Origin of the sequence: Acetobacter nitrogenifigens DSM 23921 = NBRC 105050, from assembly GCF_000429165.1 — a bacterium.
Classification (GTDB): Bacteria; Pseudomonadota; Alphaproteobacteria; order Acetobacterales; family Acetobacteraceae; genus Acetobacter; species Acetobacter nitrogenifigens.
On sequence record NZ_AUBI01000002.1, the window covers coordinates 370,028 to 388,242 of the forward strand.

Here is an 18,215-nt window from a genome sequence, read left to right on the forward strand (position 1 = left end):
CGTCGTCGCCACCATCGGCACCGACGACCTGAGCCGTTGCGTCGCCCTCACCCGAAGATGAGGACTGCGCAGTGCTTATAGCATGGATGTGACGATTTGTCTCATTGGGGTTCGTGCTCAGAAGAAGCCTCCCCCGACTCGCCAGCAACTTCGGCGCCGTCTTCACCCTCGAACCAGTGCGCGCGCGCCATCATGATGATCTCGTTGGCCGTTTCCTCATCGATCGAGTCGGTCCCGAGGATTTCGATCAGTTCGTCGCCCGCCAGATCGGCCAGATCGTCGAGCGTCTTCACGCCCTTTTCACCAAGCGCCACGAGCATCTGGTTGGTGAACGCATTCAGCGCCACGATATCGTCGGACACGCCCAACGCGACGCGCTTGTCGTCCAGTTCCTGCTCTTTCTGCGCCAGATAGGTCTCCGCACGACGGACGAGTTCCTCGACCACCGAGTCGTCGAAGCCTTCAATGCCGATCAGCTCGTCCTGTTCGGCGTAGGCGAGTTCCTCGATCGTGTTGAAACCCTCGGTCACCAGCAGGCCGGCGATGACGTCGTCCACGTCCAGCGCCTCCACGAACAGCGCGGACCGGCGACGGAATTCCTCCTGACGACGCTCCGACTCTTCGGCCTCGGTCAGAATATCGATGTCCCAACGCGTCAGCTGGCTCGCCAGACGTACGTTCTGACCGCGACGACCAATGGCGAGGCTGAGCTGCTCGTCGGGCACCACGACCTCAACTCGGCCGGCCTCTTCGTCCATGACGACCTTCGACACTTCGGCAGGAGCCAGCGCGTTGACCACGAAGGTCGCGGCCTGCGGGCTCCAAGGAATGATGTCGATCTTCTCGCCCTGCAGCTCCGCGACAACGGCCTGCACGCGCGACCCCCTCATGCCGACGCAAGCGCCGACCGGATCGATGGAGGCGTCTCGGGAAATGACAGCCATCTTGGCGCGCGAGCCCGGATCGCGGGCCACGGCCTTGATCTCGATGATGCCGTCATAGATTTCCGGCACTTCCTGCGCGAACAGCTTCGCAAGAAACGCAGGGTGGGTGCGGGAAAGGAAAATCTGCGGGCCGCGCGGCTCGTCACGCACATCGTAGATGTAGGCGCGCACGCGGTCGGAGTTGCGGAACGCCTCGCGCGGGATCAACTCGTCGCGACGCAGCAGCGCCTCGGCGGAGCCGATCTCGACCATGAGGTTGCCGTACTCGGTGCGCTTGACCGTTCCATTGACGATCTCGCCCACGCGATCCTTGAATTCGTCATACTGGCGCTTGCGCTCATACTCACGCACGCGCTGCACGATCACCTGCTTGGCGGTCTGCGCGGAGATACGACCGAAATCGATCGGCGGGAGCGGATCGACAAGATGCTCGCCCAGCTGGATTTCCGGCTTGAACTTGCGCGCGATATGCAGCGGGATCTGCGTCTCTTCGTTCTCGACGACCTCAACCGCCTCGGTCCAGCGCGACAGACGAACCTCGCCCGAACGACGATCGATCGTCGCGCGGATGTCCTTCTCGTGACCGTATTTGGCGCGACCGGCTTTCTGGATGGCCTGCTCCATCGCCTCGAGAACCTCGTCGCGATCGATCAGCTTTTCACGCGCGACGGCGTCGGCCACCAGCAGCAGCTCAGGACGGGAAACGGAGGTGTCCATGACTCTTCAGCACTCCACACACAGACCGAACGGCCCAAATTCATACATCCGGAGACGCACCGCAGTCACGGCCAAGCCTCCGGTCGCCCGGGTTTCAGTGCCGACGGGCGCCCGGCTTCTTCTGACGACCGCGCCCTGTGGGCGCTGCCGATGAACTCACGTCCTCAGACGTCTCGGCCTCGCCCTCAGGCTCAACGCCAGCCTCGCGCTGCGCCGCATCGATGAGCGCATCGGTGAGAATCAGCTTGGCCTTGCGCAGTTCCGCGAAAGGCAGAACCACCTCACTACCGTCGTCCAGCCGCAAACGGCCGCCAGCCTCATCGCCCCCAAGCACGACACCCGAGAAACGACGACGACCGTTGACGGGGATATTGACTTCCGCCTTCGCGAGGTGCCCGGCGAAGCGCACCCAGTCCTTGACGCGCGTCAACGGACGATCAATGCCCGCCGAGGACACTTCAAGGGTCCAGTTGCCTGGAATCGGGTCCTCGACGTCGAGGACGGCTCCGACCGCATGGCTGATCTGTTCACAGTCATCCACAGTGATTTGCGAGCCGTCCGCACGATCCGCCATGATCTGAACCGTTGGCACGTCACGACCGAGCACGGCGACGCGCACGATTTCGTACCCGAGATCGACGAGCGTCGGCGCGATAAGAGCCGCGATTCGCGTCTCAAGACCAGTATGCGTAGAGAGATCTTCGTCCAAAACAAAAAAGGCGGCCAAAACGGCCACCCCCCAAAAAGCGGAAGATGAAAGGAATTGCGTCAATGTAGGCGATAAGTCCTCCAACCGCAAGAACCATCCGCCGGACGAGCAGCCCCGAGACTTAAAGCGCCGTGAACGTTGGTGAATGAGATTCGCTTCGATACGTCACGTTACGCCCATTTTAGAGGTAAATCCCTTGCGCCTTCCGGGGGCAAGATGTCTCATAAGCGCCATGAATCAGGGCCCCGACCCCCTTCGCGAATTACAACCGCAGACCGAGGCGAACTCGTCCGGGTTGCGTGTGCTCGTCGCGGCGGTCGCGGGCATCACGCTGATCGCTGGCGGCGGCGCGTGGCTAAACCACTCCAGTTCGCCCACCGCGCAGCAGCAGGGGCAGGAAAAAACGGCGCAGCCCGCCGGGCGACAGCTCACCTTCGGCGCGGAATTCGCGCTGATCGCGCCTGAACATGCAGAGCAGGCGCTGCAAAACGCTGGATATTCCGCCAGTGATCAGGCGCGAATCCTCGCAGGAATCAAGCGGCGTGAATATCGACTGGTCACGATGCCCATCTTCGACGCCAGCGGAGCGGGCGGCGTAGTGTCGGTTCAATCAGGCGTCGTGACGAAAATGGTCACGTTGTCGCAGAATCCTGTGTCCGTCGTTCTCCCGATCCTTATCAGCGGCGAAGTGCAGATATCCCCCGTGTCGGACCCCGGCGTGACGGGCATGCAGCCTGGCGCGCTGACGGTGCTCGGGCCGACGCTGCTGCCGACCATTCATCGCGACGAGTACCTGACCATGACCGTGGTCGCGCAATGAACGCGGTGTTCCATTGAGCTTTTCACGCTGCATCATTGCTTGGACGTACGAGGCCGCCGCGCCGCGCGACCCGATGATTCTGCGCCGCAAGACCGGGATAATATGATATGAAGGGCCTGCTTCCCGCGCTTAACCGGTTCATGCCGGTTATGATGGTCATCTTTCTGATACTGGCCAGTCTTCAGGCTGCGGCGAGCCTGCATCTTTCGCTCGCCAGCCTCGACCATTTCATGAAATGGTGCGAGCCCGCGTGGCCGGTGCTGGCGGCTGTCGGCGGATTTTTTACCATTGCGGGACTGTTGTTCGAAACGCGCGCCGAGCGAATGGCGCGTCGCGGGCTTCTTCGCAGACGGGGGTGGATGATGGACGTTCTGGCTCGACTGACCAACCGCAACGCTCTTGAAGAAATGATGGCCCGAGAACAGCGGGAAACGACCATCGACGCCGAGGAGCTGGCCGCCAATCTGCGCGCCCGCGTCATCGGGCAGGATCAGGTCTGCGAGGATATGGCGGGTCAGCTCCGCCGCCGCCTCGCCCTACAGGTGCGCGGCAAGCCTGTCGGGATCTTCCTGCTGGCCGGACCTCCAGGCACAGGCAAGACATACCTCGCCAAACAGCTCGCCAAACAGCTCGAGCGCCCGCTGCTGCATTTCGACATGACGCAGATGAGCAGCCCGCACGCCGCGACGCAGCTTTTCGGTTCGCCCAAGGGTTATGTGGGCTCCGATACCTACGGCAAGCTGACCGGCGGTCTGAAGGAAAAGCCGGACGCGGTCGTGTTGCTTGACGAAATCGAGAAGGCGCATCCCGACGTCTTCAAGAAATTCCTCACGGCGTGGAACGACGGACACGTCACGGAGGCGTCCACGGGCGCTCAAGTCTCCACGGTGCGGGCGATCTTCGTCCTGACCTCCAACATCGCGACCGAGGCGCTGACCGAAATCGCAGATCGCTTGGTCGACGATCCGGATCGCATGCGCGCGGAATCGGTCGAAGCGCTGCGTCAGGCCGGATTCGCGCCGGAAGTGCTGAACCGCCTGGATCGCATTTTCGTCTTCCGAGCCCTCAAAGGACTCGATATCGCCCGCGTCTCCGCGCTCGAAATCGAGACGATGATCGAGAGCTATGGCCTGAAGGTTGAGACCGGCGGCATCGATCCAGCGTTGCTGATCGACGTGATGCGCAGACAGAGCCGCATGGGCGACGCCGCCTCTGCGCGCGACCTTGTGCGCTCGATCGAAGACATGATCAGCGAATCCCTTATCGTCGCGCGACAGCAGGGCGCAAAGATGGTGCGCATCGTCAAAGAAGATGAAGGCGTCACGGCGCAGATTGCCGCCGACCCTGTTTCTCCCAATCGCGCCTATCTGACGCCCTGACACGATGGCTCCGATCTGATCCATGTCCGCCGCTTCACGTTTATGGGTTCGCGCGCCTCTGTGGCGAACGGCCCTCTTCGCGACCATCTTCTTTACGATCGTCGCGCTGTTTTACCCGGCTGCCTGGCTGTTGCGCGTGGTTCCCCGCCTCCAGACCGTCACGCATTACATTGACCATATGCTTGGTCGCGACGCCCCAGCCGCGCCCGCCGCCGATGGCGACGACTCCGGCGGGAGCGGAGCGGCGGCGCCCGGTCCGGGCGGCGGTCCCGGCGCGCAGTCCGGCGGCGTGCCCGCAACGTCGTCTGCGCCGCCCATCGACACAGACCTGCACGACATCGTTCCCTTCGCCGGGCGTCAGTTGCCGCTCCCAGCAGGAACATGGCATCCGGTCCTGTCGACGCAGATCGGCGCACATGGCGAGATACTCAGCAACGTGTTCGTGCGCACGGACCGCGGCGTCGTCACCGGCGTGGTCATCGCCAGCGCAAGCACCGCGGCTATACCCAAGGACCAATCCGGCCCGCTGCAACCCACGTGCCATGACGACGCCGCGTATATGAATCGCCTGACCACGCCAGCGCCCGGCGTGACGGACTGCCTGTCCACCGGACCGATGATGCTCGGCCCTAACGTCACCGTTCCTGCGCCGGACCTTAATCTCGCCTTCGAGCGACTGCGTGTGCTCGGCTTCCCGATGCCTACGGTCATGGTGGTGGCGACGTGGGCGCACATCGTCCGGGGCAAGGACGGCAGCGTCAATCTTCAGGCCGTGGCGACAGCCATCAGTCCGGCGGAACGGGGCGAGACGAAGCTGAGCACCATTCTCGCCGACTGGTCGAAACAGGGCATCGGGCTGTCACCGTTCGCGGGCCGCTTCGTCAAGCAGGTGAACGACTGGATCGTCGCGTGGTCCCCGACATTGCTCAACGGCTATAACGGTAAACTGCAGCCGAGCGACGACCCGCGCCCAGGCTCCAAGGACCCCGGATATCACGAAGGTTGATATCCGACGTCCCGGAGCCAGCCGTTTAAGGCCGGATCACTCCGATCGAAGAATCGAACTCGAGATTTCCACGAGAAAATCCAGCACGGTCCGGGTGCGAAGCGGGAGCGTGCGAGGGCCGGTGTGGACGGCGTAAAGCGGCATAGGCGGCACGTCCCAGCTTGGAAGCACCCGGATCAATTCGCCTGAGGCAATCTGATCCCGGACCTGAAATTCAGGCAGAAGCCCAACGCCGACGCCCGCGCTCACCGCATGAAGCGCAGCTTCGCTACTGTTCGCGCGAAATACGGTGTGCGGCGCGACCACGCTTTCTTCGCCGTTGTTCGAGAAATGCCAGTCCTGACGCCCGCCGCCGTATGTGTAGACGACGCAATGCTGGTCTGCGAGGTCGCGCGGGTGCTCAAGTTCTCCGCGTGGCGTGAAATGCTTCGCGGACGCGACAAGAGCGCGGTGCACCGATCCAAGTTTGCGCGCAATCAGCGATCCCTCGGCGATTTCGCCCACGCGGATCGCAAGATCGAGGCCTTCCTCGACCAGATCGCCAAAGCCGTCGCGCATCACCAGCTCGACGGAGAGCTCAGGCTGACGTTGCAGCAACTCGTTGATGCGCGTCGTCAGATAAAGACCGAACGCCGTCGTGACGCCAAGGCGGACCAGCCCCGACACCGAAGCGCGACGTCGCCCGAGCACGGTCTCCGCCGTCTCCAGAATTTCCAGCACTTCGTAAGCGTGAGGAAGGAGGCTGCGACCATCTTCGGTCATCATCAGACTTCGCGTCGTCCGCGCGAACAGCGTCGTGCCGTAATGCGATTCGAGCAACGCGATGTGACGCGAAATTGTCGGCTGGCTGGCGCCCGTCTCGCGGGACACCGCAGAAAAGGAGCCGGTGGCGGCGACGCGTACGAAACTGTGTAAAGCTGAAAGAAGATCCATTGGACATGCCGCGGCGAGAGGAAATGTGTCCTATCGTGTCCGCTTCCGTATTCATACACAATATGAAGATATGAGAGACCGGCATGCCAAAAACGCAATGGCTGCGTTCATGCAGCATAGCGACACCGGAGATCAGCGCCGCCCCAGTCCCTTGCGCTCGCTGACCGCCAGCCGTTTCTCAGCCATGCGCGCCAGCCTTACGAAGGGCAGGCCGAGCAGCAGATACGCCGCGCCGACCATCAGACCGGTGCCGAAATAATCGAAATAGGTCGAGGACAACCGGACATATGTCTGGCTCAACTCGGTCAGGGTGATGATGCTGACCAGAGACGAATCTTTCAGGAGCGAGATAAAGTCGTTGGTCATCACCGGCACGACGACGCGGAAGGCCTGCGGCACCACGACATACCGTAGAGCCTGAGCGTGGGTCATGTTGAGCGCTGTAGCCGCCTCCATCTGCCCCCTCGCCACGGATTGCAGACCGGCGCGGTAATTCTCCGCCTCATAAGCTGCGTAGTTCAGGCCAAGGCCGAGCACGCCCGCGACGAAAGGCGAGAGCCGGATGCCGATGCCCGGCAGACCATAGAAAATGAACAGGATCTGGATCAGCAGCGGGGTTCCGCGGATAATCTCGACATAGAGCGTCGCAAGGGAGGCGAGCCATGTCGGCCCATAGCGCCGCGTCAACGCCAGCGCGAGGCCTAGCCCTACGGCGAGCACCATGGCGCAGGCCGAAACCGCAAGCGTCAGCGCCGCGCCGCGCGCGAGAAGCGGCAGGAAGCCGACGTAACGATAGAACCGCGCCTCCCACCCCGGCGTCGGAGCGGTGGCGGCGAGATAGCGTTCCCACTCGGTCGGCGCGATATTGGGGTTGGTGCGGTCGCCCGTCCACTCCACCATTTCCGGCGTCCACAGGTTCCAGCGGGCCAAAATGCGGTGTAGCGCCCCATCGGCGACCATGTCCTGCAGCGCCTGATCGACGCGGCGCCGGAGTTCCTGATTGGCGCCCTTCTTGAACGCCACGCCGTAGGCGAGATGACCGATCGGGGGACCGACGATCCGCAACGCCGGATCGGCCTCGCCATAATAAAGCGCGATCGGACCGTCGAGCAGTACGGCGTCGAGGCGCCCATCCTTCAGGTCCGAGAACGCGTTCGATTCCTCGTCATAGGAACTCAGCTTCACGTCGGACCGATCACGCAGCATCCGTTCCGCCAGCGTGTCCTTGATCGTGCCGACCGCATGCCCGCCCAGACGCTCGAACGAATCCAGACCAGCCTGATCCCGGCGTACGACGATACGCTCCGCCGTCACGTAATAGGGGCGGCTGAAATCCAGCGCCTCCATATGCTCGGGCGTCATTTCGATCCCGTCGGCGACCATTTCGTAGAAGCCGCGCTGCAATCCGGGGATCAGGCCGTCCCAATCGTTCTGAACGAACTGGGTATCGCGTGACAGACGACGACCGATTTCGGCCATGATGTCGTATTCGAACCCGACCATCCGGGTCTGTTCGGCCGGATCGTGAAACGTGAAGGGCACGTTGGCCGTGCCGTCGGAAGCCCAGCGCAGGGGCGCTTCGGCCCGGGCGACCGGGCTCAACGCCAGAAAAACCGTGGAGGCGAACAGCAGCCCTACAACCGGAATCCGACCACAGGCGATCAAACGGCTGGCCAAGCAAACGAACCGACGGAACGTCTGGCGGGACACAAGACAGGCGGCAACCGTCACAGCGACGCCCCGAGAAACTCGCGGGTGCGCGGATCATGTGCATTGACGTAGATTTCGTCCGGATCGCCGATCTCAACGATTTCGCCAGCTTCCATGAACACGATGCGGTCAGAGGCGGCGCGGGCGAAGCGCATGTCGTGGGTCACGACGATCTGCGTCATCCCCTCGCGGTCAAGCGCGCGCATGACTTCCAGCACCTCTTCCGCAACCCGTGGATCGAGCGCGGATGTGGGTTCGTCGTACAGCATCACGTCGGGGCGCATCGCCAGTGCGCGCGCGATCGCCGCGCGCTGTTGCTGACCGCCGGAAAGAGTTGCGGGATACCGCAGCGCCGCAGCCTCCAGCCCCACCTTGGCCAGCAGGTCGCGGGCCTCGGCCTCGATCACCGACGCCGCGACATGCTTCACCACCTGCGGCGCCAACATCACGTTGTCGAGGACGGTGCGGTGCGGGAACAGGTTGAAGGACTGGAAGACCATTCCGACATGAGCGCGCAATTGATGCGCCTGCGCCTCGTCAGACGAACGCCATGGACCGCCGTCGCGGCGGATGCTGTCGTCGGCGATGGTGACTGCGCCGGTGTCGGGAATTTCAAGGAAATTCAGGCAGCGCAGAAAGGTCGATTTACCGCAGCCCGAAGGGCCGATGATCGACACAAGCTCGCCGCGTTCGACGGTCAGCGAGACGTTGCGCAACACCCTGTGGCCGTCGAACGTCTTGCAGATCGATTCGGCCCGAAGGACCGTTTCAACAGAAAAAGCCGGCCCGGTGGGGACCGGACCGGCATTTTCCTGGTTGTCAGAGAACGACGTGGTCTCAGGCAGCCTCAAGCATCCCGCGCAGAACGTACTGAAGAATGCCACCATGACGGTAGTATTCGACTTCGTCCAGCGTATCGATGCGGCAGAGCAGCTGCACCTCGTCCTTCGTTCCGTCGGCGCGGGTGATCACCAGCGTCACGTCCATGCGCGGCGTGATGGTCTCCAGTCCGACGATGTCGATGACTTCGTCGCCCTTCAGGTTGAGCGTCTTGCGCGTCGTGCCTTCCTTGAAGAGCAGGGGCAGGACGCCCATGCCGACGAGGTTGGAGCGATGGATACGCTCGAAGCTCTCGGCGATGACCGCCTTGATGCCCAGAAGCAGCGTGCCCTTCGCGGCCCAGTCGCGCGACGAGCCCATGCCGTATTCCTTGCCGCCGAACACGACCAGCGGCGTACCCTCGGCCTTGTACTGCATGGCCACATCGTAGATGAAGCCTTCCTTGCCGTCAGGGAAGTGCTTGGAAAGCCCGCCCTCGGTGCCCGGAAGCATCTCGTTCTTGATGCGGATGTTGGCGAACGTGCCGCGCACCATGATCCGGTCGTTGCCACGGCGCGATCCGTAGGAGTTGAAGTCCTTCGGCTCGACGCCATGCTCGATCAGGTACTTGCCGGCGGGCGAATCCTTCTTGATCGAACCAGCAGGCGAGATGTGGTCGGTCGTGATGTTGTCGCCGAGCAGCGCGAGGATGCGCGCGCCCTTGACGTCGCCAGCGCCGGCCGCAGGCTCGACGCCCATGCCCTTGAAGTACGGCGGATCCTGAACATAGGTGGACTTGCCGTCCCATGCGTAGGTCTGCGACCCGGTCGCGACCTTCAGGTCCTGCCATTCCTGCGGACCAATCGACGCCTTCGCGTAACGCTCGATGAACTGCTCGCGGGTGATGGCGGAGCCCATCAGGTCCGCGATTTCCTTGTTCGAGGGCCAGATGTCTTTCAGATAGACCGGCTTGCCGTCCTTGGACGTGCCGATCTGGGCCGTCGTAATGTCCTGACGCATCGTGCCGAGCAGCGAGTACGCAACGACCAGCGGCGGGCTGGCGAGATAGTTCGCACGCACGTTCGGAGAGATGCGGCCTTCGAAGTTACGGTTGCCGGACAGAACCGACACTGCGACCAGCTTGTTGCCTTCGATGGCGTCGACAATGTTGTCGGCGATCGGGCCAGAGTTGCCGATGCAGGTGGTGCAGCCGTAGCCGACCGTGTTGAAGCCCATCGCGTCGAGGTCTTCGGTCAGGTTGGCGCGGTTCAGGTAGTCGGTGACGACCTGCGATCCGGGAGCCAGCGACGTCTTGACCCACGGCTTCGGCGTCAGGCCGAGGGCGCGGGCCTTGCGGGCCACGAGACCGGCGGCGATCAGCACGGCAGGGTTCGAGGTGTTGGTGCACGACGTGATAGCGGCGATCACGACGTCGCCATGGCCGATCTCGTAGTTCGTGCCAGCGACCGACGCTTTCTTGTCGATGTCGTTCGCGGGGACGCCGAGGCCAGCCGTCAGTTCCTTCTCGAACGCCGAGGTGGCGTCGGTCAGCACGACGCGGTCCTGCGGACGCTTCGGGCCGGAGATCGACGGAACAACCGAGGACAGGTCGAGCTCGAGCGTGTCGGTGAACACCGGATCGGCCATCTCGGGCGTGCGGAACATGCCCTGGGCGCGGTAGTATTCTTCAACCAGCTTCAGGCGGTGCGCGTCGCGGCCCGTCTCGTGCAGGTAGTCGAGCGTCAGCTTGTCGACCGGGAAGAAGCCGCAGGTCGCGCCGTATTCCGGGGCCATGTTGGCGATGGTGGCGCGATCGGCGACCGGGAGATGGTCGAGGGCTGGTCCGAAGAATTCGACGAACTTGCCGACGACGCCCTTCTTGCGGAGCATCTGCGTGACGGTCAGCACGAGGTCGGTCGCCGTCGCGCCTTCCGGCAGCTTGCCGGTCAGCTTGAAGCCGATGACGTCGGGGATGAGCATCGCGATCGGCTGACCCAGCATGGCCGCTTCCGCTTCGATGCCGCCCACGCCCCAGCCGAGCACGCCAAGGCCGTTGACCATTGTCGTGTGGGAGTCCGTGCCGAACAGCGTGTCGGGGTAGACGTATTCCTTGCCGCCGACTTCCGCGGTCCATGCGACCTGCGCGATGTATTCCAGATTGACCTGGTGGCAGATGCCGGTGTCGGGCGGAACGACCGAGAAGTTCTTGAACGCTTCCTGACCCCAGCGCAGGAAGGCGTAACGCTCGCCGTTACGGTCGAACTCGATGGTGATGTTCTTCTGCAGCGCGTCCTTGGTACCGTAGACGTCGACCATGACGGAGTGGTCGATAACCAGGTTCACCGGAACCAGCGGGTTCACCTTCTCCGGGTCGCCCTTCAGATCGACGATGCCGTCGCGCATGGCGGCCAGATCGACGACGCCCGGGACGCCGGTGAAGTCCTGCATCAGGATGCGGGACGGTTTGAAGGGCACTTCCTTCGTGCTGCTGCCTGCGGGCAGCCAGCCGGCGATCGCCTTGGCGTCGTCCTGCGTGTAGGAGCGCGCGTCTTCAAAACGCAGAACGTTCTCGAGCAGCACCTTGAGGCTGACCGGCAGGCGGCTGACGTCGCCAATGGTCTTCTCGGCCTCGGGGATCGAGAAATAGTGATAGGTCTTGCCATCAACCTTGAGCTCGCGCCCGGTTTTCAGCGAATCGTGCCCAACCGACTTCATGTAAACTTCCCTCCGCGACAACAGCATCCCGCTGGCATGTCGAAACCGGCCAAGACCGCCCCGCGCTTCCACGAGGCTGCTTTTGGCCCCGCCCAAACGGGGCCGCCGGCTTGATCTACGATCGGCGCTAGAACATACCGGGAGCCGTCTCCGACACAAGCGCGGCGGCGACCACGAGAACGCGAGCAGCCGCCAAACAGGGTCGGCGCACGGTCACAAATAGGGGATCGGTCCGATTTCTAAGCAGGAGTCCTCCCGGCCGCTGCGCGTCGAGGAGATTTCGGTCTTTCGCGGCGAAAGGCTGGTGCTCGACGGCGTCTCCCTCGCGATGGACGCCGGGGACGCAATGCTGCTGACCGGGCCGAACGGCGCCGGAAAATCCACCCTTCTCCGCGTGCTGGCGGGCCTGCGGAAACCCGATTCAGGGCGGATTCTGTGGCATGGGGCGGACGCCTTCGAAGACCGAAGCATGCACGCCCGGCATATCGCCTATCTCGGCCATCAGGAGGCCCTGAAACCGGGCCTTACCCTGACGGAAAACCTTTCCTTGTTCGCGCGCGGCCGCCCGCTCGCTCCCGCGCTGGAGGCGTTCGAACTGCTGGAGTTGCGGGAACTGCCCGCGCGCCTGCTCTCCGCTGGGCAGAAGCGGCGCGCGGCGCTGGCCCGCATCGTGCTGGCGGACGCGGCTCTCTGGCTGCTCGACGAGCCCAGCCTCGGGCTGGACGCTCGCGCGGTCGAACGACTCGGCGAGGCGCTGGCGTTGCACAGGCGGACGGGCGGCATGGTGATCGCAACGACGCACGTGCCGCTCCCCTTGCCGGAGGCAGGCGCGCTGGCGTTGCCAGGCGCGCCGCTTGAAGCCGCGATCGACGGCGCCTGGGGCGCTGCGGGGGCCTGGGCATGATCGCGATATTCTGGGCCATCGTCGCGCGCGACCTGCGCCTGGCTCTGCGGCACGGCGCGGACACGCTGGGCGCGGTGCTGTTCTTCATTCTTGCGGGCGCGCTGTTTCCATTGGCGCTAGGCCCCTCCCCCGAGTTGCTGCGCCGCATGGCGCCCGGGGTCATCTGGGTCTGCGCCCTGTTGGCGGCGTTGCTGCCGCTCGACAGGCTGTTCGGCGCGGAGCTTGAGGACGGGTCGCTCGACCAGTTGCTCCTGCTCGGGCTGCCGCCGTCTCTGGTGGCTCTGGCCAAGATTACCGCTCATTGGCTGACGACGGGCCTGCCGCTGCTGATCGCGGCCATGCCGCTGGCGATCATGCTCGGCCTGCCCTTCGCCACTCTGCCCGTGCTGCTGGCGGGGCTGTTGCCGGGAACCCTCATCCTCTCGCTGCTGGGCGGTATGGCTGCGGCGATCGTGCTGGGCGCGCGGCGCGGCGGGGTGCTGCTTCCGTTGCTGGTTCTGCCGCTCGCGACGCCCGGCCTGATCTTTGGTGCGGCTGCGGTGGACGCTGCGCGGACAGGTCTGCCCTTCGCGCCAGATCTCGAGTTGCTGCTGGCGTTCTTCGCAGGGGCTCTGCCGCTGGCGCCGCTTGCCGCCGGAGCCGGGCTGCGCGCGGCAGCGGAGTGATCCGCGCTCTTCCGAAAGCATTTCCCGCTCAACCGCAAATGTTTGAACGGGTGAGTATTTCCAAAACAGTTTTCAAATTACGCGATTCGAAAACAGCGCCATGGAGTCAGGATTTTCGAATCAGCGACCTCGCCCCGATCTTTAACTCCTACAAGTTATATAAATGACAAATATACCCACCTGCCCCAAAGCTTCAAAAATTTCTCAAGAGCTCTGAATCTGCTTATTTTGCACGAGGATTTCTTTGTCTCACGCAGAATGTCGCACCTGACAAGGCCGGTCTGGCCATGTGGCCAACAGGATTGACGGCAATGTCGTCTCGATAAATGTTTCGGCAGGATTCGGCGTGTCAAACAGGAGCGCAGGGCGTCCCTCCAGAATCATATGGGCCAATCCGTGCACCGTCGCGAATGCGCTCGCCAGATAAGGACGGAAGATACGTGCAGCGCGGTCCGGAGGATCCTCCCCGAAGTAAGCTGCTGCTGCATTTCCATAATTCATCAAGGCATTGAAAGACGCTTCCCTGAAGTCCCGATCATGACAGTCAATGAGATCGACACGACAGATCAGGCGGAACAATCCGGGATTTCGTGTGGCGAATGTCACGTAGCCTTCCGCCTGCATACGTAAATCCCGAGCAGGAACGTCGGAAACAGGCAAGATCGCCAGTTCCGCGCCAAGCCGTTCAAAAACCCGGATGGCGACGGCGGTCAGCAGACCTTTCGTCCCTTTAAAATGATGAGAGGGAGCGCCCGGCGACACGCCAGCGCGTTTCGCGGCTTTTCTAAGCGTAAACCCCTTGACGCCCTCTTCTCGAATAATCGATTCAGACGCCTCGATCAGCGCGGCTCTCAGGTCGCCATGATGATAGCTGTCACGCTCCGTTGAAACCATGCTGCCTCCTCCGCATCAATCTAAATGATGTTCAGATTGATGCCTTCACCAATCTATGCAACGTTCAGATCAACGCAGCACTCTCACTGGTTATCCGGGTATATGACACAACGTGCGCTGATCGTAGGTCTTGGGATTTCCGGCATGTCGGCGGCCATCGCCTTGAAACGTCAGGGCTGGACGCCCGTCATAATCGAGCGCGCGCCAGAACGACGAAGGGGCGGCTATTTCATCGGCCTTCGAGATGAGGGCAAGGATGCGGCGGAGGCTCTGGGCGTTCTCGACATCATGGAGAAGCGGACGCCTGAGAACATTCGATTTTGGGATGTTCGCAAGGATGGCAGCCGCAGACGAATCGCCGATCTCACCCGGGAGACAGACGCGCCCATCGCGGTACTCCGAGGGGATATCGAAGAAGCCCTCTGGCGCGGTGTCGAGGGAAGGGTCGAGGTGCGGTTCGGCACGGTGCCGCAGACGATCGTGACTGGAAACACACAGGCGCAGGTCACCTTGCGTTCCGACGGCGGTCAGGAAACGACTGAAGCTTACGACCTCGTCATCGGTGCGGACGGCGTTCGCTCTACCGTGCGCAGACTGGTCTTCGGACCGGACGAGGCGTTCTTTCACTCCCTTGGAACAATGCTGTGCGCCTTTCCACTGCGTCGACCGGTCCGGGGCTTCAAGGACGGAGACGGTCTCATGCTGGCCGACACGCGAAGAACCCTGACCGTCTTTCCCCTCGAAGGGCGTCCTTCTACCGCCCTCTTTTCTTATCGGACCAAAAACCCGACCGCGGCGTCGAAGAAGGATCCCCTTACAACTCTGCGACAGATCTTCGTCGATCTGGACATCGACGGGATTGTTTCGAGAGTCCTGGAGGATCTCGCGGCAACAGACGACTTCCTGTTCGATTCCGTTCAGATGGTCAAAATGCCTCGCTGGTCGAAAGGGCGCGTTCTCCTTCTGGGAGATTCAGCGTGGTGCCTCACCCTATATTCCGGTATGGGCGCGTCGGTTGGCATGATCGGAGGACTGGCGTTGGGGGACTCGCTCAAATCCTGCAACGGCGACGTCAACGCCGCCCTCCAAGCTTTCGAAGCGAAACTGCGCCCGTTCGTCAGAAAACATCAGAGGTTCGTCGTTCTGCGGTCTCAATTGTTTGTCCCTTCGACGCGCCTTTCTCTATGGGGGCGTCGGGTTCTCTGGCAAATTCTGTTGAGTTCCCGCAAATACCTCTTTCCCAATAAGACCTGAGAGAATCGAGTTTTCTCCACGGGGCCGCACAACCCGGATCGACTGCCGTCATATCGTCTGCCTCAGGCGTTTGACCTCTCACAATGCGGACGGCGAGAGATCCTCGCCTGTCACCATATTTGTAAACGGCATAAACGCTTTTTTGTACGCAAACGTCATGAAATTAGGTCGTGTTTGCAAAGTATATAAACGCCTAAAAAAAGTCGTGCGGATCAGGCCATCGGACGCTCCCGTGGCGGACTGACCAAGAGAATCCACGCCATTGTCGATGCGGTGGGAAAGGCGGCGGCTCTCTCCCTGCCGCCAGAGCAAGGGGCCGACAGCAACACGACACCCTCAAGTAAAAAGTAACGTCAAGATCTACCGCTTCTGATCGACGCCCCAGGCAACAGAGACAATCTTATCACTCTTAAGCGCCCGCAGATTTAACCAGATGCGTCAGCGGCAGCGGAGACTCCGACTTAACGCGATGAATGGCGAAATTACTGGTGATGTCGCGAACCATCGGCAATTTCAGCAACGTATTTCTTAAAAAACGCTCATAGGAGACAAGATCCGGCACCACGACCTCCAACAAATAGTCAGATTCACCTGAAACCAGGTGACAGGCGACCACCTCCGGCATGGAGTCGATCTTATTTTCGAGCGCCGACGCGCTCTCGTCGTCATGCCGCTCGACTTTAATTCCTACAAAAACAGTAAGACCCAAACCGAGACTTTCTCTCCCCAACATCGCCCTATACCCAGAAATATAACCGCCTTCCTCCAAGAGACGAACGCGCCGCAGGCACGGCGATGGCGACAGACCAACCTCCACCGCCAGATCCACATTCGAAAGGCGTCCATTCCACTGAAGGGCGGAAAGAATACGCATATCGATAGCGTCTAGCGACAGAATTGGCATAAATATACTCACCGCACATCTAAAGTGGCAGATAATTCCAATTTCATAATCGAAATAAAAAATCTTCGCAAGGACATGCTTGCCGCCTCTCGTCTATCCTCTTTACGAGAGCGGAGGCCATATGTCTGACATTCCCCTGTATTTCGGCGCACTCATGATTGCCTACCTGGTACCCGGAGCCGATATGATCCTGCTACTGCGGACCGGGAGCGTCGAAGGTTCAAATCGCGCTCTGGCGACCGCCGCCGGACTAGGCGTCGCCCGCGCTCTGCATGTAATTCTCGCCGCCCTTGGTCTCGCGTCTCTTCTGGTCACATCTCCCTGGTTATTTGACCTCGTGCGTCTTGCTGGAACGCTATACCTGCTTTATCTTGGAGTGAAGATTGCCCTGGCGGCACGCACTAGCCCCATCCTGGGAGACGCCAGTAAGCGGCGCCCCAGAAAGGACTACTGGCAGGCTTTCAGGACCGGATTCGTTACAAACGCGACAAATCCAAAATCACTTTTGTTTTGTTCTGTTCTTTTACCCCAGTTTATCACCGCCAGAGCGCAGGTCACCGAACAGTTTATGTTTCTGGGCGTCATTCTTGTTATGGTCGGTGCCTTGTTCGATTTTTTTTATTGCTATAGCGGAACGAAAATCGGATGCTGGATAAAGCAACATCCTCGCCTTTATACTCTACAGCAATCTATATTCGCCACGGCTCTTGTCGCCCTTGCGATACGTCTGGCCGCAACAAAGAAGCCAGCTTGACCCACGGTGCATACCTCAACCAGACGGCGCATAAGGGAGGCAATCAATGATCGTACGAACCGCACAGGACATGCGCAACACCCCCGGCCGTTACGGACACGGACATGGATGGGAGAGCGCTCGCCTTCTCCTCGCGTCTGATAAGATGGGATTCTCGCTGCATGAGACCGTCGTGCAGGAAGGACACGAACTCACGCTCGAATACCGGCACCACCTCGAAGCGAATTATTGCCTTGAGGGCTGTGGCGAGGTCGTAAATCTCGCCAACGGCGAAGTCCATCCGATCGGTCCCGGCGTGCTTTACGCTCTGGATCGTAACGACCGGCATATTCTTCGAGCGACACTTGGCTCCCTCCGCCTTGTTTGCATTTTTTCTCCGGCCTTGGCCGGCACGGAAAAACATGTCGACGGCGGATACGAGCCCACCATAGCCGACGAGAGTTCCGAATGACCGATCACGCTACACCGATCCTGACCCGCAGGCGTATAGAAGCCGCGATCTTGAAAGATGTGTACGACGTGCTTCTTTCGACTCATGGGGCGAAAATCGCGCTCGAGACAATTCGCGCTGCGGTCACCCAATCAGCAATCTCCCAGGGAAAGGCCATGGCGACTGGGTTCGACCATGCCCCAGACCTGCTCGATGTAATGGAGATCCTTAAATTGTGGACGCAGGACGACGCTCTGGAACTCGATCTGATTTCCAGCAGCGAGTCGGAATTGTCCTTCGATGTCACACGTTGCCGCTACGCAGAGATGTATCAGGACATGGGGATCGGCTTTCTGGGCGGCGTCATGTCATGCCAGCGTGATGGCTCTTTCTGCCAAGGAATCAATCCACGCATCACGTTCCATCGAACCCAGACGATTATGGAGGGAGCCAAATTTTGTGATTTCCGTTTCACTCTCAACAACGCGTCGAACGGCGATCAGTAGCGCAAAATAAATTTGAGTCACCCGCCACCCCTATTATGTTTCGGTTTCGCAATATAATACATTTACAAACATCACGGTTTACACAGCCACCCCACCTACAAGACAGAAGGAAGACGAATATGAAACCATCGATACATCGGTCTGTACTGATA

At 61.3% G+C, this 18,215-nt stretch carries 17 protein-coding genes and 1 pseudogene; 10 read left to right on the top strand and 8 right to left on the bottom strand.

Going from position 1 to position 18,215, the window contains the following annotated elements:
* Positions 1-101 precede the first annotated feature (101 nt).
* The gene (gene nusA, locus G442_RS0104560; RefSeq protein WP_026397033.1) at positions 102-1,661 is read right to left on the bottom strand and encodes a transcription termination factor NusA; all 1,560 of its coding nucleotides are present in this window, start codon (positions 1,659-1,661) and stop codon (positions 102-104) included.
* 94 nt (positions 1,662-1,755) lie between these two features.
* The gene (gene rimP, locus G442_RS0104565) at positions 1,756-2,397 is read right to left on the bottom strand and encodes a ribosome maturation factor RimP (protein ID WP_084440360.1); all 642 of its coding nucleotides are present in this window, start codon (positions 2,395-2,397) and stop codon (positions 1,756-1,758) included.
* Positions 2,398-2,602: 205 nt separating this feature from the next.
* On the opposite strand from rimP, the gene G442_RS0104570 reads away from it, so the two are divergent.
* The 3 genes from G442_RS0104570 to G442_RS0104580 all read left to right on the top strand — a co-directional run bounded on the left by G442_RS0104570 (position 2,603) and on the right by G442_RS0104580 (position 5,575).
* The gene (locus tag G442_RS0104570) at positions 2,603-3,190 is read left to right on the top strand and encodes a hypothetical protein (protein ID WP_026397035.1); all 588 of its coding nucleotides are present in this window, start codon (positions 2,603-2,605) and stop codon (positions 3,188-3,190) included.
* A 107-nt stretch (positions 3,191-3,297) separates the two neighbouring features.
* Positions 3,298-4,569 carry an AAA family ATPase gene (locus G442_RS0104575; RefSeq protein ID WP_026397036.1) on the top strand — a complete coding sequence of 424 codons (1,272 nt, stop codon included), beginning with the start codon at positions 3,298-3,300 and terminating at the stop codon, positions 4,567-4,569.
* Between the two features lie 22 nt (positions 4,570-4,591).
* Positions 4,592-5,575 (top strand): hypothetical protein, encoded by a 984-nt coding sequence (locus G442_RS0104580; RefSeq protein ID WP_026397037.1) that lies wholly within the window; start codon positions 4,592-4,594, stop codon positions 5,573-5,575.
* 36 nt (positions 5,576-5,611) lie between these two features.
* On the opposite strand, the gene G442_RS0104585 is transcribed toward G442_RS0104580, so the two are convergent.
* The 4 genes from G442_RS0104585 to acnA all read right to left on the bottom strand — a co-directional run bounded on the left by G442_RS0104585 (position 5,612) and on the right by acnA (position 11,752).
* Entirely contained in the window at positions 5,612-6,508 is an 897-nt protein-coding gene (locus tag G442_RS0104585) for a LysR family transcriptional regulator (protein ID WP_026397038.1), read from the bottom strand.
* A gap of 132 nt (positions 6,509-6,640) precedes the next feature.
* Positions 6,641-8,140 (bottom strand): ABC transporter substrate-binding protein/permease, encoded by a 1,500-nt coding sequence (locus tag G442_RS0104590; RefSeq protein ID WP_035376214.1) that lies wholly within the window; start codon positions 8,138-8,140, stop codon positions 6,641-6,643.
* Positions 8,141-8,235: 95 nt separating this feature from the next.
* Positions 8,236-9,105: an amino acid ABC transporter ATP-binding protein gene (locus G442_RS0104595; RefSeq protein WP_084440361.1), complete on the bottom strand. Its 870-nt coding sequence runs from the start codon at positions 9,103-9,105 to the stop codon at positions 8,236-8,238.
* The gene (acnA, locus tag G442_RS0104600; protein ID WP_026397041.1) at positions 9,056-11,752 is read right to left on the bottom strand and encodes an aconitate hydratase AcnA; all 2,697 of its coding nucleotides are present in this window, start codon (positions 11,750-11,752) and stop codon (positions 9,056-9,058) included. The genes G442_RS0104595 and acnA overlap by 50 nt, the downstream gene beginning before the upstream one ends.
* 235 nt (positions 11,753-11,987) lie before the next feature.
* Here acnA and ccmA point away from each other — a divergent pair, with 235 nt between their 5' ends.
* Together ccmA and ccmB are read left to right on the top strand one after the other, a co-directional pair.
* A complete protein-coding gene (ccmA, locus tag G442_RS0104605; RefSeq protein ID WP_456303701.1) occupies positions 11,988-12,656 on the top strand; it encodes a heme ABC exporter ATP-binding protein CcmA in 669 nt (222 codons plus the stop codon).
* A complete protein-coding gene (gene ccmB / locus G442_RS0104610) occupies positions 12,653-13,321 on the top strand; it encodes a heme exporter protein CcmB (RefSeq protein ID WP_026397043.1) in 669 nt (222 codons plus the stop codon). Before ccmA ends, ccmB begins: the two co-directional genes overlap by 4 nt.
* Before the next feature lie 249 nt (positions 13,322-13,570).
* On the opposite strand, the gene G442_RS23850 is transcribed toward ccmB, so the two are convergent.
* Entirely contained in the window at positions 13,571-14,215 is a 645-nt protein-coding gene (locus tag G442_RS23850) for a TetR/AcrR family transcriptional regulator (RefSeq protein ID WP_051291911.1), read from the bottom strand.
* A 102-nt stretch (positions 14,216-14,317) separates the two neighbouring features.
* Here G442_RS23850 and G442_RS0104620 point away from each other — a divergent pair, with 102 nt between their 5' ends.
* Together G442_RS0104620 and G442_RS26085 are read left to right on the top strand one after the other, a co-directional pair.
* Complete coding sequence (locus G442_RS0104620; protein ID WP_026397044.1) at positions 14,318-15,469, top strand: FAD-dependent monooxygenase; 1,152 nt, start codon at positions 14,318-14,320, stop codon at positions 15,467-15,469.
* Between the two features lie 195 nt (positions 15,470-15,664).
* Positions 15,665-15,790 (top strand): annotated as a pseudogene (locus G442_RS26085) (IS5/IS1182 family transposase); the annotation flags it as partial.
* Between the two features lie 88 nt (positions 15,791-15,878).
* Here G442_RS26085 and G442_RS0104625 read toward each other — a convergent pair.
* Positions 15,879-16,373, bottom strand: coding sequence for an Lrp/AsnC family transcriptional regulator (locus G442_RS0104625; RefSeq protein WP_026397045.1), 495 nt, complete (start codon positions 16,371-16,373; stop codon positions 15,879-15,881).
* A 121-nt stretch (positions 16,374-16,494) separates the two neighbouring features.
* On the opposite strand from G442_RS0104625, the gene G442_RS0104630 reads away from it, so the two are divergent.
* From G442_RS0104630 to G442_RS0104640, 3 genes are read left to right on the top strand one after another with little or no spacing between them, the layout of a single operon-like run.
* The gene (locus tag G442_RS0104630) at positions 16,495-17,127 is read left to right on the top strand and encodes a LysE family translocator (RefSeq protein WP_026397046.1); all 633 of its coding nucleotides are present in this window, start codon (positions 16,495-16,497) and stop codon (positions 17,125-17,127) included.
* A gap of 46 nt (positions 17,128-17,173) precedes the next feature.
* The gene (locus tag G442_RS0104635; protein ID WP_026397047.1) at positions 17,174-17,578 is read left to right on the top strand and encodes an ectoine synthase; all 405 of its coding nucleotides are present in this window, start codon (positions 17,174-17,176) and stop codon (positions 17,576-17,578) included.
* Entirely contained in the window at positions 17,575-18,063 is a 489-nt protein-coding gene (locus G442_RS0104640) for an L-2-amino-thiazoline-4-carboxylic acid hydrolase (RefSeq protein ID WP_026397048.1), read from the top strand. Before G442_RS0104635 ends, G442_RS0104640 begins: the two co-directional genes overlap by 4 nt.
* Positions 18,064-18,215: the final 152 nt, after the last annotated feature.